The organism is Pseudooctadecabacter sp. (assembly GCF_020627745.1).
GTDB lineage: Bacteria > Pseudomonadota > Alphaproteobacteria > Rhodobacterales > Rhodobacteraceae > Octadecabacter.
Window position 1 is genome coordinate 1 of sequence record NZ_JAHDGE010000027.1, and the last position, 13,810, is coordinate 13,810.

Annotated in this window: 15 protein-coding genes; 13 read left to right on the forward strand and 2 right to left on the reverse strand. The window is 58.7% G+C overall.

The genetic code is table 11. From position 1 onward, the window contains the following. Positions 1-157: 157 nt before the first annotated feature. Both QZ653_RS10820 and QZ653_RS10825 read right to left on the reverse strand, forming a co-directional pair. The gene (locus tag QZ653_RS10820) at positions 158-1,582 is read right to left on the reverse strand and encodes a UbiA family prenyltransferase (protein WP_296420091.1); all 1,425 of its coding nucleotides are present in this window, start codon (positions 1,580-1,582) and stop codon (positions 158-160) included. Between the two features lie 11 nt (positions 1,583-1,593). Continuing rightward, on the reverse strand, positions 1,594-2,445 hold the full coding sequence (locus QZ653_RS10825) for a lytic transglycosylase domain-containing protein (protein ID WP_296420092.1): 852 nt from the start codon (positions 2,443-2,445) through the stop codon (positions 1,594-1,596). Between the two features lie 355 nt (positions 2,446-2,800). On the opposite strand from QZ653_RS10825, the gene QZ653_RS10830 reads away from it, so the two are divergent. The 13 genes from QZ653_RS10830 (at position 2,801) to QZ653_RS10890 (ending at position 13,810) form a co-directional block, all read left to right on the forward strand. Beyond that, positions 2,801-2,986: a Flp family type IVb pilin gene (locus tag QZ653_RS10830; RefSeq protein ID WP_296420093.1), complete on the forward strand. Its 186-nt coding sequence runs from the start codon at positions 2,801-2,803 to the stop codon at positions 2,984-2,986. A gap of 26 nt (positions 2,987-3,012) precedes the next feature. Continuing rightward, positions 3,013-3,198: a Flp family type IVb pilin gene (locus QZ653_RS10835; protein WP_296420093.1), complete on the forward strand. Its 186-nt coding sequence runs from the start codon at positions 3,013-3,015 to the stop codon at positions 3,196-3,198. A 180-nt stretch (positions 3,199-3,378) separates the two neighbouring features. Beyond that, positions 3,379-3,564, forward strand: a complete 186-nt coding sequence (locus tag QZ653_RS10840) for a hypothetical protein (protein WP_296420094.1) — start codon at positions 3,379-3,381, stop codon at positions 3,562-3,564. Between the two features lie 147 nt (positions 3,565-3,711). After that, positions 3,712-4,569 carry a Flp pilus assembly protein CpaB gene (gene cpaB / locus QZ653_RS10845; RefSeq protein ID WP_296420095.1) on the forward strand — a complete coding sequence of 286 codons (858 nt, stop codon included), beginning with the start codon at positions 3,712-3,714 and terminating at the stop codon, positions 4,567-4,569. Between the two features lie 244 nt (positions 4,570-4,813). Further along, a complete protein-coding gene (locus tag QZ653_RS10850) occupies positions 4,814-6,241 on the forward strand; it encodes a type II and III secretion system protein family protein (protein WP_296420096.1) in 1,428 nt (475 codons plus the stop codon). A 16-nt stretch (positions 6,242-6,257) separates the two neighbouring features. Next, positions 6,258-6,938 carry an OmpA family protein gene (locus QZ653_RS10855; RefSeq protein ID WP_296420097.1) on the forward strand — a complete coding sequence of 227 codons (681 nt, stop codon included), beginning with the start codon at positions 6,258-6,260 and terminating at the stop codon, positions 6,936-6,938. A gap of 263 nt (positions 6,939-7,201) precedes the next feature. Next, complete coding sequence (locus QZ653_RS10860) at positions 7,202-8,443, forward strand: AAA family ATPase (RefSeq protein ID WP_296420098.1); 1,242 nt, start codon at positions 7,202-7,204, stop codon at positions 8,441-8,443. Positions 8,444-8,454: 11 nt separating this feature from the next. Then, on the forward strand, positions 8,455-9,885 hold the full coding sequence (locus QZ653_RS10865) for a CpaF family protein (RefSeq protein ID WP_296420100.1): 1,431 nt from the start codon (positions 8,455-8,457) through the stop codon (positions 9,883-9,885). 12 nt (positions 9,886-9,897) lie between these two features. Then, complete coding sequence (locus QZ653_RS10870; protein WP_296420102.1) at positions 9,898-10,866, forward strand: type II secretion system F family protein; 969 nt, start codon at positions 9,898-9,900, stop codon at positions 10,864-10,866. 5 nt (positions 10,867-10,871) lie between these two features. Then, positions 10,872-11,849, forward strand: coding sequence for a type II secretion system F family protein (locus tag QZ653_RS10875; RefSeq protein ID WP_296420103.1), 978 nt, complete (start codon positions 10,872-10,874; stop codon positions 11,847-11,849). Positions 11,850-11,856: 7 nt separating this feature from the next. Next, complete coding sequence (locus QZ653_RS10880) at positions 11,857-12,414, forward strand: tetratricopeptide repeat protein (protein ID WP_296420104.1); 558 nt, start codon at positions 11,857-11,859, stop codon at positions 12,412-12,414. 28 nt (positions 12,415-12,442) lie between these two features. Further along, positions 12,443-13,300, forward strand: a complete 858-nt coding sequence (locus tag QZ653_RS10885) for a tetratricopeptide repeat protein (RefSeq protein ID WP_296420105.1) — start codon at positions 12,443-12,445, stop codon at positions 13,298-13,300. A 3-nt stretch (positions 13,301-13,303) separates the two neighbouring features. Further along, positions 13,304-13,810: a prepilin peptidase gene (locus tag QZ653_RS10890; RefSeq protein WP_296420106.1), complete on the forward strand. Its 507-nt coding sequence runs from the start codon at positions 13,304-13,306 to the stop codon at positions 13,808-13,810.

The following is a 13,810-nucleotide window of genomic DNA, read 5'->3' on the forward strand; positions in this document are numbered from 1 at the left end:
CGGGATATTTATAAGACAAAGACAACAAACCCGACGCGCACAAACACACGCGTCGGGTTGAAAACGATGTACTCTCGTCTCCGTCTACGGCCATCGGCGTCCCCGCCTGTGCCGCAGTTCGTGTCTACTTCAGTATGGTTAAGGCAGTGCTAACCGGTCAGCCCAAAAGCCGTGCGTACCATTCTGACCACAGACCGGCAGCGTAGAACATCAACGACAGGGTGATGAGAAGATAACCCAGCCCCCGCATATCGCTGAGGGCAAAGACAATCGGGTCGTAGTCCATCCGCCCCATATAGCCCAGCCGCACCATCCGGTAGAGCCACGCCGCAATCGGCAGCAGCGCCACCCACAACAGCCACTGATCCGGATAGAGCGCCAGTGCCTGATCCGAATAGGAATAAAGAAAGAAGATCACCAAAGCGCCGACCATGCCGATTGCCGACATATTCAACAGATCGCCCATATCGCCGCGCGCATAGCCACGGCCCGGCAGGGGTTTGTCATCTGTCGCCAGCGCCAGTTCCGTCATCCGTTTGACGCAGCCCAGCGTGATGAAAATGGGGAAGATAAAGATCAGCATAAAGACCGAGGCATCGACGCCACTGGCCGCAGCCCCTGCCACCACCCGCAAGGTATAAAGCGACGCCAGCACCGCGATATCAATCCACCGCAACCGTTTGAGGCGCATGGAATAGGCCAGCGACAGCGCCATGTAGAAGGCCACGACCCCGAACATCTGCACCGACAGCGCAGCGCCCACGCCAAGGGCGATCCCCCCGAGGACCAAACAGGTCAGCATCCCGATGGGAATCGGCACGGTTCCGGCGGCAAAGGGGCGTTTGCGCTTTTTCACGTGCAGGCGGTCTGCCTCGATATCCAGCAGGTCATTGACGATATAGATGCAGGATGCCGCCGCCGAAAAGCTGACGATGCCCAGACAGACGGCCAGAAAGATGTCAAAAAAGAACGCATGGGCAGCAATCATGGGCAAAAACAGCAGCACGTTTTTGACCCATTGATGGGGTCGCATGGATTTGAGCACCGCGCGCGGCGACCAGCCGCCGTCCAGTTGCGTGACCGATGTCAGCCCCTGTGCCCCGCCGCCGGCGCGCCCCACGACAATGGCATGATCGGCGTGATCCCAAATCTTGCGGTCACTTTTGTCGTTGCCGGCATAATCGAACCCGCCTTCGCCATACGCCGCGACAAGGGCATCGGCCTTAGCCTGCCCTTTCAGATTGACCCCGTTTTCGGACGCAAACACACGGTCAATGCCGTAGTGGGCCGCCAGCGGCGCCACATAGGAGATGTCGGACGCACTGGCGATGGCGACCTCACGGCCCTGCTCCCGGGCATCCAGAGCCAGGGCCGCGACGTCCTCGTGCACCGGCAACAGATCGGCCCGCAAGGGGGCGATGCGGGCGATTTCCGCTTTGAACGCGGCGCGGTCGGACATCAGCGGCAGGGCTTTGAACACGGCGGCGGGGTCGGTCCCCAACCCTTTCCAAATGCCTTCAAGCAACATGTCGGTCCGCAGCAACGTGCCATCCGCATCCAGAACCAGCGGTTTTGCGGTCATGTCAGTATTCCTTACTCAGATGCGACGGCGAAGACGCAGCCGTCTGTCACAAGTTCCGGCGGGGTCATGCACAGGCCGCGCGCGACCTCCCATGCGGCGAGCACTTTGGGGACATAGGCGCGGGTTTCGGCGTAGGGCGGGATGCCATTGTTGTTGCGCACGGCCCCCTCGCCCGCGTTATAGCCCGCCAGTGCATAAATCACCTTGTTGTCGAATTCATCGAGCAGCCAGTCCAGATACGCCGTGCCACCGCTAATGTTGTCGCGCACATCAAAGGCGTTTTCGACGCCAAACCGCGCGGCGGTGGGCGGCATCAGTTGCATCAAACCTTGTGCCCCTGCGGAACTGACGGCATCGGACCGTCCCGCGCTTTCCACGGAAATCACCGCCAGAACCAGTGCTGGCGACACATCGGTGCCGATGGTTGCCGTCAGAATATCCACACCGTAGCGGCTGGCCAGTTCGGTCATGCCCTGCAGTCGGGGGGCGGGCACGCCCTGCCCTTGCGGGGCGGCTTTGAGGGCCGCCACGGCCGCCTCAAGACTGAAGCGGTCGGCGTCATCCAAGGACGGGGAAATCGCCTGCCAGTACCATTCTACACCGCTGGGCGCCGGCGCAAGGCCCGCAATAGCCGGGTCGCCTGGCGCGCGCGGGACTGCAACAGCCGCCCCTGCCGCAGCCGGGGCCTGCGGGCCGGACGGGGCCTGCGGTGACACTTGCACAGTAATGCGGTTGGCCGTCCCTGCCTGCGGCACGCCCACCCGCCGGAATGTAAAGTCACCCTGTAACCGGTGGCTTTCGGCCATGGCCGAGGTTGCCCCGATCACGGCGCACAGAAGGGTCAGTAATAATGTCCGCCGCATTTTCGCGGTCTCCGCCTGCTTCTTGTTTTGTCCAAACTACCGCAATCGCGGTTCCGTTATCCACATAATCATGGACAATCCGCTGGAGGTGAGGGGCACTAGACACGTTTTTGCAACGATCATTTACAAAGGTTAAAGCTTTTTCCGTAATTTATCGTTTCATAACAATGACCTGACCTAAATCCTCCTAAAAAGTTAAGCGGATGCAAAATTGCACGAATGGCGTCCAATTCCTGCCCTATTCCGCAGTCAAACAATGCTCATCCAAGACGGACTGCGCACCAACAAGAGGCCGGTGCACAAAACGGTCCGCCTAGATACTGAAACTGAGAGAACACCCTGAGGAGGGAAACACATGCTTAACTTTATCAAGAACTTCCGCAACGACGAAGACGGCGCCGTAACTGTTGACTGGGTCGTTCTGACCGCAGCCATCGTGGGCCTCGGCATCGCCGTTCTGTCTTCCGTGTCCGGTGGTACGACTGCTCTGGGCGACAAGATCAGCTCCCAGCTGTCCGCACAGACCATCGCAACTTACTAATCACAACACGAATTCGGAGAACTCACATGCTTAACTTTATCAAGAACTTCCGCAACGACGAAGACGGCGCCGTAACTGTTGACTGGGTCGTTCTGACCGCAGCCATCGTGGGCCTCGGCATCGCCGTTCTGTCTTCCGTGTCCGGTGGTACGACTGCTCTGGGCGACAAGATCAGCTCCCAGCTGTCCGCACAGACCATCGCAACTTACTAAGCCTCCGGCTGCGTATGCGACAAGAGGGCCGCACTTTCGGGTGCGGCCTTTTTGATTTGAAAGCAGGGGCAATTTTACCCCGCAATAAACCGATTTGGACCAAGTTTGGGCCACATTTGAAGACCACACCTAAGGTCGAGATTTATTGATTAACTCCCCCTACCGCGCCGGAGATGTACCATGTTGAAGTTTATGAAAACCATTCGTGAAGAAGAAGACGGGGCCGTGACCGTTGATTGGGTTGTCCTGTGTGCAGTGATCATCGGCCTTTCCATTGCGTTGATCGCGATTATCGGTGCCGGTGCCACGAACAAATCCAGCAGCGTGGGCGCGTTTTTGAGTGCGCAATCCATCGCCACATACTAAGGCATCGGCCGGACAGGGACCGGACCCTTTTACAAATCACACCAAGTTCATGAATGCGGCACAAAGTGGCCGCATTCTGTCGTTAGGGACTGGGAATAATAGTATTCGTGCCAGTCCAAGCTGGCCAGTTATCCGGAAGGAAACACAATGAGAGCAGTATTCGGACTTGTCCTGATTGCCGGCATGGGCCTGGCGGGCTTCGCCATCTATATGGTGCAAGGGTATTTTCAGGAACAAAACGCCGCTTTGGCCGCCCAGCGTGCTGTCATGGCCGAGGCTGTGCCGACAGTTGACGTGGTTGCCGTAAACCGAATCATGGAACACGGCGAACAGATTACGGCTGAGGACATTGTCATCATCAAATACGCCGAACCCTTCCTTCCAGAAGGCGTCTTTCGCACCCAGGAAGAACTATTCTCCGAAGGTCCGGAAGAATTGCGCGTCGTCCTGCGCCAGATGGAACCGAACGAACCGGTCCTGGCGACCAAAGTTACCGACCCCGGGGAAGTGGCCGGGATCACGGCCCTGATCGAACGGGGTATGCGCGCCTTCGCCATCAATGTGGACGTCTCCTCCGGCGTTTCGGGCTTCCTGACCCCCGGCGACCGCGTCGATGTATATTGGACAGGCCGGGCCGCAGGCCTGACCGATGGTGGCAATACCGATATCACCAAACTGATCGAGGCAAATATTCAGCTCGTCGCCGTGGACCAGACATCCGAAAGCGGCCGGACGGGGGCAACGATTGCCCGCACCGTCACGGTTCAGGTATCACCCGATCAGGTGGCGGCCCTTGCACAGGCGCAGGCGACGGGCAAACTGTCGCTGTCACTGGTGGGCCGCGAAGACGACACCATTGCAGGCGCGATCGAGGTTGATCAGGCCAGCCTGCTGGGCATTCTGCCACAGGCCCCCGCCCCGCAGATCGAACAGGAACGGATTTGTACAATCCGCACACGCCGCGGGGCAGAAGTTGTCGAAATCCCGATCCCCTGCACCAACTGAGTGCTGGGCCGGCGTCTGACCCGGATTTACACATTTTCAACCTGACGCGATCGGGCGCCGTGGACAAAACTGCGGCGCCCGATCTGTGTCCTGAATAGCGGGGGCGCGGTTTGTGTTGCTGGTTATCCACATAAACATCGCGGCTCAATGTATTGATTCTTGCAAAAAATGTCATTTTCGCGCAGGGTCAACGGAATGACGGACGAAAAGTCCGCAACAGATGTGGCATCAGAGGCAGGTCACCATGAAAAAGAATAGATTTCTCAAGGCGGCCCTAGTCGGGTTGTCCCTTAGTATTGCAAGCATTCCCGCGCATCTTCCGGCGGAAACATTGCGCGTTATGCGCGGCGCTCCGTCAAGCGCGCTGAATGTTCCGATGAACCGGGCGGTGGTCGTCGAAAGTGACGTCCCCTTCACCGAATTGTCGATCGCAAACCCCACCATTGCAGACATTTCGTCCCTGTCCGACAGAACGATTTACGTTCTGGGTAAGGAACCTGGTCGCACGACGCTGACCCTTCTGGGGGGTGACGGCAGGCTGATCACCAATGTCGAGGTTCACGTGACCCCCGACATCGCGGAATTCAAAGAACGACTGGAACAGATCCTCCCCGGTGAGCATATCGAAGTGCGCACCGCGAACGACGGCATCGTGCTGTCCGGAACAGTTTCATCCATCGCACGGCTGGACCGCGCCCTTGAACTGGCAAACCGGTATGCACCCGAACGGGTGTCGAACCTGATGACCGTCGGCGGCACCCAACAGGTGATGTTGCGGGTCCGATTTGCAGAAATGCAGCGGTCCGTGTCCAAATCCCTCAGCTCCTCCCTGTCCTTGGGGGGCGATACCCTTGGCGGTGATCTCGGGCTGGCGTTGGGAACAGGTACAACCGTCGGTGACGGCGCACGCACAGGGGCCCTTGGCGGCGCCCTGCCGGGCGGCAATGACAACGCGGGCGCCTTCCTTTTCGGGTTCAACGCAGGCGGGGTCGAGGTCGGTATCCTCTTGGAAGCCTTGGAAAATCGCGGCGTTGTCCGCACTTTGGCCGAACCGAACCTGACGGCCTTGTCGGGCCAGGAGGCCAGCTTCCTCGCCGGTGGCGAATATCCGGTTCCGGTTGCACAGGAACAGGGCTCCATCTCGATCGAATACAAACCCTTCGGGATCGAACTGGACTTTATCCCCCGCGTGGTGGATGGCGATATCATCAATCTTGAATTGAACGCCTCTGTGTCTTCCCTCGATCCGGCAAACGGCTTTTCCCAGAACGGGTTCAGCATCGACGCCTTCAAAACCCGCGCAACTTCGACCACTGTTGAAATGCGCGACGGCGAAAGCTTTGCCATTGCGGGCCTTCTGTCTGACGATTTCGTCGATTTGAGCGGTCAGGTCCCATGGGCCGGTGACATTCCGGTGCTGGGTGCGCTTTTCCGGTCCGCTGAATACAGCCGGCAGCAAACCGAACTCGTCATCATCGTGACCCCCCACCTTGTAACGCCCACCCGCGGCGAGGCTCTGGCCCTGCCGACGGACCGTGTGCGCCCCCCCTCGGAGCGTGATCTGTTCCTCTTCGGGCGGGTCGCGGCAGGCGAAGCGCCCCAGGTCGGCGGCGCGGGCGAGGTTGCACGGCAGGACTTCAGCGGCTCTTATGGCTACGTGTTGGACGATTGATATGGGACATTGCACAATGAAAACGACAGCAGCTTTCACAGCCGCGGTGCTGGCCCTTACAGGCTGTTCCACCGGCGCGGGTCAGTGGCGGGATTTCAACACCCGTGAAGCGGGCTCCGAAATTGACAGCGGGTACTTTGGCAACGCGACGGCACAAAATACATCTGTGCAATCGGGCGCCAGCAGCTTTGCGATCAACCTGAACCGCCGGTTCAGCACCGAAGTCAACACAATGGTGACTTTTCCGTTTAATTCCACGGCGTTGGACGAAACGGCACGGGCCACCCTACGCCAGCAGGCGGCGTGGATCCGGCAGTTCCCCGAAGTGCGTTTCAAGGTGTTCGGGCACACCGATCTGGTCGGTTCGATGGCCTACAACCGCCGTCTGGGCCTGCGTCGTGCAGAAGCGGTCGTTCTGTACCTGACGTCGCAAGGCATCAGCCGCAACCGGCTTGAGGCGGTCGTGACCTTTGGCGAAACGCAGCCGTTGATCGTAACGGAGGGGCGTGAGCGTCGCAACCGCCGGACAGTTACCGAAGTATCAGGCTTCGTCGACAACCATCCCACCGTGCTGAATGGCCGTTATGCTGAGGTTATCTTCCGCGAATATGTGGCCAGCGCTGTGCCACCCACACAGCTGAGCGGTGGTGGCGGCGGCGGCGGGGCCGCTGAACCGGCCGGCGGCGGCGGCGGTTAAACCACCGCGCGGAAAACACATACGTCAGGGGCCCTTCGGGGCCCTTTTTCGTACCGATTGTCCCAAATTGGATGGAAACAACGCCCGCTTAAGCTGTGTGATCGTCTCCAATAACCGCACAAATGGGCAAGTCTGGCCCCAATGTTGCCCCCTTTCAGCGTCAGACAGGGCGGTAACGAAGCCCCAGTTGCGTCTTGCGACAGCGGGTCGAACAGATTCTCTGGCGCGGACAAGCGCCATGTATTGGGTAAAGGACCAAGGTCATGAGCGCAGCAATGTTGCAACCGGAACCACAGCCGATCACCGCATGTACGGTGAGCCGCGATGTGCAGAATTTCGATCTGTTGATCGAAGATATGGAAACCTGCCTTGGTGAAAGCTGGGGGGATCTGGGGTTTGACGACGCCCTGCCCTATCTTGACCAACCCGAAGCGAGCGAGCTTGAATTTCTGGCCATTGCGCTGGATGAAGAGGACGAGGCTGATCTGACGATCATATCCGAGATCATTCGCGCCGCGAAAGCCCGTGATATCAAGGTTTTGCTGATCGCAGAAGACGTCTCTCCCGCGTCCCTTCACGGGCTGCTGCGCGAAGGCGGTGATGAGTTCGTCCCCTACCCCCTGCCCGAAGGTGAACTCGCCCAGGCGATCGACCGCGTGTTGACGCCTCCGCCTGCGGCCCCAGTAGCACCAGAAATGCAGACGAAACTCAAAGCCACCGGCGACCGCAACGGCGTGCTCATCCCCGTGCAGGGCATGTCCGGAGGCACCGGTGCCACGACGCTGGCCGTGAACCTTGCGTGGGAACTGGCCAACATCGAAGAAGACACATCGCCGCGCGTCTGCCTCATTGATCTGGATTTCCAGTTCGGCAGCGTATCCACCTATCTCGATCTGCCGCGTCGCGAGGCCGTGTTCGAAATGTTGCAGGACACGGAGGCCATGGACAGCGAAAGCTTCATGCATTCGTTGCTGACCTTTGAAAACAAGCTGCAGGTGCTGACGGCACCGACCGATCTTATTCCAATGGATCTTGTCAGCCCCGAAGACATCGACCGCATCATTGAAATGGCGCGGACCAATTTTGATTACGTCATCATCGACATGCCCAAAACCATGGTCGAATGGTCCGAAACGGTGCTGAACGCCGCCCATGTCTACTTTGCCACGCTGGAACTGGACATGCGGTCTGCCCAAAACACACTGCGGATCAAACGGGCGCTGCAATCCGAACAGTTGCCGTTCGAAAAGCTGCGGTTCGTGCTGAACCGCGCGCCGAAGTTTACGGACCTGAACGGCAAAAGCCGGATCAAGCGTCTGGCCGAAAGCCTTGGCATCTCCATTGAGGTGCAACTGCCGGACGGCGGCAAGCCGGTGTCACAAAACGCCGATCACGGCGTGCCCATGGCCGAAGCCATTCCAAAGAACCCGATGCGTAAGGAAATCGCAAAACTGGCCAAGTCCGTGCACGAGGTCAACGTTTCTGACGCGGCAGCGACCGCATAAAGGTGGGATCCATGTTCTCGAAGTACAAAAAACCAAGCGCCCCTGCGCCCAAGACCCCGGCCAATGACGCGGCACCCAAGGCCGCCGTGCCCGAGGCTCCACGCAAGTCCATGATGAAGCCGGCCCCGGTCAGCGCGGTCGTGGCCCCGCAGGACAAAGAGAAAAAGCGTAAGGAACGTTTGGGTGAAATCAAACTGGAACTGCACAAGTCCCTGCTGGACAACCTGAACCTGGCCGCATTGGAAAATGCGACCGAACAGGACCTCAAAGCGGAAATCAGCGCCATTGCGCAGGAATCGCTGGATGAGATGGGCGTGGTCCTTAACCGTGAAGAACGTCAGACCCTCAATCAGGAACTGTTCTTCGAAGTAAAGGGCCTCGGCCCGCTGGAAACGTTGTTGCAGGACGAAAATGTCAACGACATCCTTGTGAACGGGCCGCACCAGATTTTCGTGGAACGCGCCGGTAAACTGACGTTGACGGATGTGACCTTCAAAGACGAACGGCACCTGTTGCGGATCATCGACAAGATCGTGTCCGCCGTGGGCCGCCGTGTCGACGAATCCAACCCTTATGTTGACGCCCGTCTGGCCGATGGATCGCGTTTCAACGCCATGGTGCCGCCTGTGGCCGTGGACGGATCGCTGGTCTCCATTCGTAAGTTCAAGAAGGACAAACTGGGCATCGACGATCTGGTGAAATTCGGCGCCTTTACCGAAGAAATGGCCGCTTACCTTCAAGCTGCTGTGTCCACCCGCCTCAATGTCATCGTGTCTGGCGGTACGGGTTCCGGTAAAACGACCACGCTGAACGCCCTGTCGTCTTTCATCGACAACGACGAACGTATCCTGACGATCGAGGACACGGCCGAACTTCAGCTGCAACAGACCCACGTGGGCCGGATGGAAAGCCGCCCCCCCAACGTCGAAGGCAAAGGCGAAGTCAGCCCCCGCGACTGTCTGAAGAACGCGCTGCGGATGCGCCCTGACCGCATCATCGTGGGTGAAACCCGCGGCGAGGAAGTCATCGACATGCTGCAGGCCATGAACACCGGTCACGACGGGTCGATGACCACGATCCACGCCAACTCCGCCCGTGATGGCGTGTCGCGACTGGAAAACATGATCGCCATGGCCGGCATTGAAATGCCGCTTAAGGCCGTCCGATCCCAGATTTCCTCGGCTGTGAACCTGATCGTGCAAGCCTCGCGTTTGCAGGATGGCTCCCGCCGGATGACGTCCATCACCGAAATCACCGGAATGGAAGGCGATGTGATCTCCATGCAGGAGGTCTTCCGCTACCAGCGTGTGGGTCTCACGCCCGACAACAAAATCATCGGCCACTTCACCGCCACCGGTGTGCGCAGCCACTTCTCCGAACGGTTCAAGCTGTGGGGCTACGATCTGCCGCCCGCCATCTTCGAACCCGTTGCAGCCCAGTAAGGGACCCCAGCTATGACGCTTTCAGCGGAACCGATCATCTATGGCCTGATCTTTGTGGCCTGTATCGTGCTGGTCAACGGCATCTATCTTGTCGCCTTTGGCAAAAGCATCAATTTCAACAACAAGGTGAACCGTCGCCTTGAGATGTTGGAAAAGGGCGGCAACCGCGAACAGGTGCTGGAACAACTCCGCAAGGAGATGACCCAGCACATGAAATCGCAAAGCATCCCGCTGTATTCCCTGCTGGCGGCCAAGGCGCAGAAAGCGAACATCGCGTTTTCGCCCAGCCAGTTGATCATGATTATGGTGCTGCTGTGCGGCGTGGCCTTCATGGGTCTGACCGTGGGCACCGCAACGTCCCTGCCAATCCGCGCAGCGGTTGCGGTTGTGATGGGCGTGGGCGGCGTCTTCTTCTGGGTAAATTCCAAGGCAAAAAAACGCATCGCCATGATCGAGGAACAGCTGCCTGACGCGGTTGAACTGATGGTGCGGTCCTTGCGGGTGGGGCACCCGTTCTCCTCTGCCGTGGCGATTGTCGCCAAAGAGGTGCCGGACCCGCTGGGGTCCGAAATGGGCGTGATCTCGGACGAGGCGGCCTACGGGCGCGACATGGGCGAAACCCTAAAACATATGGCCGAACGGATGGACATGCAGGACATGCGGTTTCTGGCCGTGGCCGTGACGATCCAGCAGACGGCAGGTGGTAATCTGGCCGAAATTCTGCACGGTCTGTCACAGGTGATCCGCGCACGGTTCAAACTCTTCCGTCGTGTGAAAGCCATCACCGCAGAGGCAAAATGGTCCGGCATGTTCCTGTCCGTCTTCCCCTTGGGCGCGCTGGTGATGATCAACCTGATCCAGCCCAATTACTACGACGACGTCAAAGAGACCGCGGCCTTCATCCCCGCTTGTCTGGTCGTGGCCGGCTTTCTTGTGGCGAATGTCATCGTCATGCGCCGCCTCGTGAACATTAAGGTATAATTCCTATGGCTTTTCTCGACACCATCAACGCCAAGCTGATCGAGCTTTTGGGCCCCTTCGGGCCACTGATAGCCGTGGGTATGCTTGGGGTCTTGCTGATCCTTTTGGTTCTGCCGGCTCTGATGCAGCAAAAGGCCGACCCGCTTGACAAGCTGAAGGCATCCAGCCGCGCCAATATGGCGAACACGCCCGAACGGCTGCGCGCCAGCAAAGGCACCGACAAGCTTGATAAATACTCCAGCTTTCTGGAACCGCAGGACGTCGAAGAATACACCGCGATCCGCCTGAAACTGATCCAGGCGGGTTACCGGACGAAATCGGCGGTCAAAACCTATCACTTCGCCCAATTTTCTCTCGGCATCATACTTCTTTTGCTGGGCGTCGCTTATGCGATCTATTCCTCGCAGACGGGTGATCCCTCCACCAAGGCGACCGTCATGTCGATCCTCGGACCCGGCCTCGCGGGATATTACCTGCCGCGCTACTGGGTCAACAAGCGGCAGGGCGAACGGCAGGAGGAAATGATCAACGGCTTTCCCGACAGCCTTGATATGATGCTGGTGTGCGTTGAGGCCGGTCAGTCCCTTGATCAATCCATCATTCGTGTGGCCCATGAATTGAAGGCCGGTTTTCCCGCACTGGCGGAAGAATACGAAATGGTCAGCAACGAAATGAAGGCCGGTAAGGACAAGACGCAAGTGCTGCGGGATATGTCCGAACGCTGTGGCGTGTCCGACATCGCGTCCTTCGTGACCGTGCTGATCCAGTCGCAGCAATTTGGTACGTCCATCGCCGAAGCGCTCCGCGTGTTCTCGGCTGAGATGCGGGACAAGCGGGTGATGCGCGCCGAAGAAAAGGCCAACACCCTGCCGACAAAAATGACACTTGCGACGATGATGTTGACGGTTCCCCCGCTTCTGATCATCCTGATCGGGCCGTCGGTGTATAACATCTACGAAACACTTCAGGCCGCAAACTTCTAAAGGCAGTATGAACAGAATCGTGGGGATTTTGATGGGTTTAGGCGCCCTCACCGGTTGCGGTGAGGGCGCTTTCGCGCCCAATGGCGACCGGGTTTTTGCACCCACTGTCGCGGGGGCGTCCGACATAGACGGGCTGCTGGTCGGCCATCGGTTGATGGCTGCGGGCGAATACGACCTGGCGTTGCGCGCCTATCTGCGGGCCGCTGGTCAACAGGGCCTTAACGTGGACACGCTGTCTGCGCTGGGGTCTGCGAACCTCAAGCTGGGGCGGTTGGGTCAGGCCGAAGACCTCCTGCGCCGCGCCGTCGAAGAAGACCCCGCCTTTGCCGCCGCATGGAATAATCTGGGTGTCATTTTGATGGAACGGGGCAAAACACCCGAGGCCGCACAGGTTTTCCGTCGCGCCTTTGCAACGGATAACGGGAATTCCGACGAAATCCGCGACAACCTGCGCTTGGCACTCGCAAAATTGGAAAATCCGTCTAATACTGATCTTCAAGAGAACGAACCGTTCCAATTGGTGCGGCGGGGCACGGGTGACTTCGTGCTTTTGTCGACACTGTAAGAGGCAGAGCAGTAAAGGACGCACAATCATGCGCCACCCTATTCTTCTTTCCGCAGCCCTTTTGGGCGCGATCACCCTGACCGCCTGTGACCGTTCCGGCGATGCACAGGTCCAACGGGCGTTGCAAGACGTCAATGTGGTCGATGAAACAAACCTGAACGACGTGATGCTGACCGTGGCCGATCCTGGCGAGGCGGTGAATTACTTCTTGCGCGCCTCCGCCAACGATCCGGGCCGGATTGATCTGATGCGGGGTCTGGCAAAATCGCTTGTCCGCGCGCGTCGCGCGTCCGAAGCCGTGACCGCATGGCAGGCCGTGGTGGACCACGAAGACAGCACCGTGACCGATCAGGTCGATCTGGCCGATGCCTTGATCCGCAACAATGACTGGGACGGGGCCGAGGTTGCGCTGGACGCCATTCCGCCGACCCATGAAAGTTTCAAACGGTACCGGTTGGAGGCCATGGTTGCCGACAGCAACGAGGAATGGTCCAACGCGGACAGCTTTTATGAAACCGCAGCCGGTCTGACGACCTCCCCCGCCGGGGTTCTGAACAACTGGGGCTTTTCCAAACTGACCCGCGGGGATTATGCCGCTGCCGAACGATTGTTTACCGACGCCCTGCGCAACGACCGTGACCTTTTTACCGCCAAAAACAATCTGGTTCTGGCACGCGGCGCTCAGCGCAACTATGATCTGCCCGTCATTCCGATGACCCAGATCGAACGCGCCCAGCTTTTGCATACCCTCGCCCTGACTGCGATCAAACAGAACGACGTCACCATCGGGCGCGGTCTGTTACGTGAAGCAATCGACACCCATCCGCAGCATTTTGAGGCCGCCGTGCGTTCGCTTCGGGCCCTTGAAGACAACGTGACCAACTAAACCATGTTTGTCTTGCCCGAGGTCGATGTCACTGTCACGCAATCCGTGGCCTTCCTGATCTTCGTGGCGCCCTTGTGCATCTATGTCGCGTGGAACGATCTGCGCGCCATGAAAATCCCCACGTGGTCCACGGATGCGCTTGCGATCATTTTTGTGGTGGTCGGCATCTTTGTGATGCCGTTTTCGGATTATCTGTGGCGTTACGCGCACTTCGCGGTCGTTCTTGTCTTGGCAATCATCGCCAATATGATTGGCATGATGGGCGCGGGCGATAGCAAATTTCTTGCATCCGCCGCCCCTTTCGTCGCGCTGAGCGACGTCACACTTGTCTTTTATCTACTTGGCGCGGGCATGTTGGCCGGACTGTTGGTGCATCGCATCGCAAAACGCATTCCAGCCATTCGCAACATGGTGCCCGACTGGAAAAGTTGGGACGAAAAGCGCCGTTTTCCCATGGGTTTTCCCATGGGGGCTGTGTTGATCGTCTATCTGGCGCGGCCGCTGTTCTAA

Excerpts from the sequence above, each read along its gene's own strand:
- QZ653_RS10890 (WP_296420106.1), top strand. The coding sequence starts at position 13,304 with ATGTTTGTCTTGCCCGAGGTCGATGTCACTGTCACGCAATCCGTGGCC.
- QZ653_RS10820 (WP_296420091.1), bottom strand. The coding sequence starts at position 1,582 with ATGACCGCAAAACCGCTGGTTCTGGATGCGGATGGCACGTTGCTGCGG.
- QZ653_RS10840 (WP_296420094.1), top strand. The coding sequence starts at position 3,379 with ATGTTGAAGTTTATGAAAACCATTCGTGAAGAAGAAGACGGGGCCGTG.
- QZ653_RS10850 (WP_296420096.1), top strand. The coding sequence starts at position 4,814 with ATGAAAAAGAATAGATTTCTCAAGGCGGCCCTAGTCGGGTTGTCCCTT.
- QZ653_RS10830 (WP_296420093.1), top strand. The coding sequence starts at position 2,801 with ATGCTTAACTTTATCAAGAACTTCCGCAACGACGAAGACGGCGCCGTA.
- QZ653_RS10885 (WP_296420105.1), top strand. The coding sequence starts at position 12,443 with ATGCGCCACCCTATTCTTCTTTCCGCAGCCCTTTTGGGCGCGATCACC.
- QZ653_RS10870 (WP_296420102.1), top strand. The coding sequence starts at position 9,898 with ATGACGCTTTCAGCGGAACCGATCATCTATGGCCTGATCTTTGTGGCC.
- QZ653_RS10875 (WP_296420103.1), top strand. The coding sequence starts at position 10,872 with ATGGCTTTTCTCGACACCATCAACGCCAAGCTGATCGAGCTTTTGGGC.
- QZ653_RS10825 (WP_296420092.1), bottom strand. The coding sequence starts at position 2,445 with ATGCGGCGGACATTATTACTGACCCTTCTGTGCGCCGTGATCGGGGCA.
- QZ653_RS10880 (WP_296420104.1), top strand. The coding sequence starts at position 11,857 with ATGAACAGAATCGTGGGGATTTTGATGGGTTTAGGCGCCCTCACCGGT.
- cpaB (WP_296420095.1), top strand. The coding sequence starts at position 3,712 with ATGAGAGCAGTATTCGGACTTGTCCTGATTGCCGGCATGGGCCTGGCG.
- QZ653_RS10835 (WP_296420093.1), top strand. The coding sequence starts at position 3,013 with ATGCTTAACTTTATCAAGAACTTCCGCAACGACGAAGACGGCGCCGTA.
- QZ653_RS10860 (WP_296420098.1), top strand. The coding sequence starts at position 7,202 with ATGAGCGCAGCAATGTTGCAACCGGAACCACAGCCGATCACCGCATGT.
- QZ653_RS10855 (WP_296420097.1), top strand. The coding sequence starts at position 6,258 with ATGAAAACGACAGCAGCTTTCACAGCCGCGGTGCTGGCCCTTACAGGC.
- QZ653_RS10865 (WP_296420100.1), top strand. The coding sequence starts at position 8,455 with ATGTTCTCGAAGTACAAAAAACCAAGCGCCCCTGCGCCCAAGACCCCG.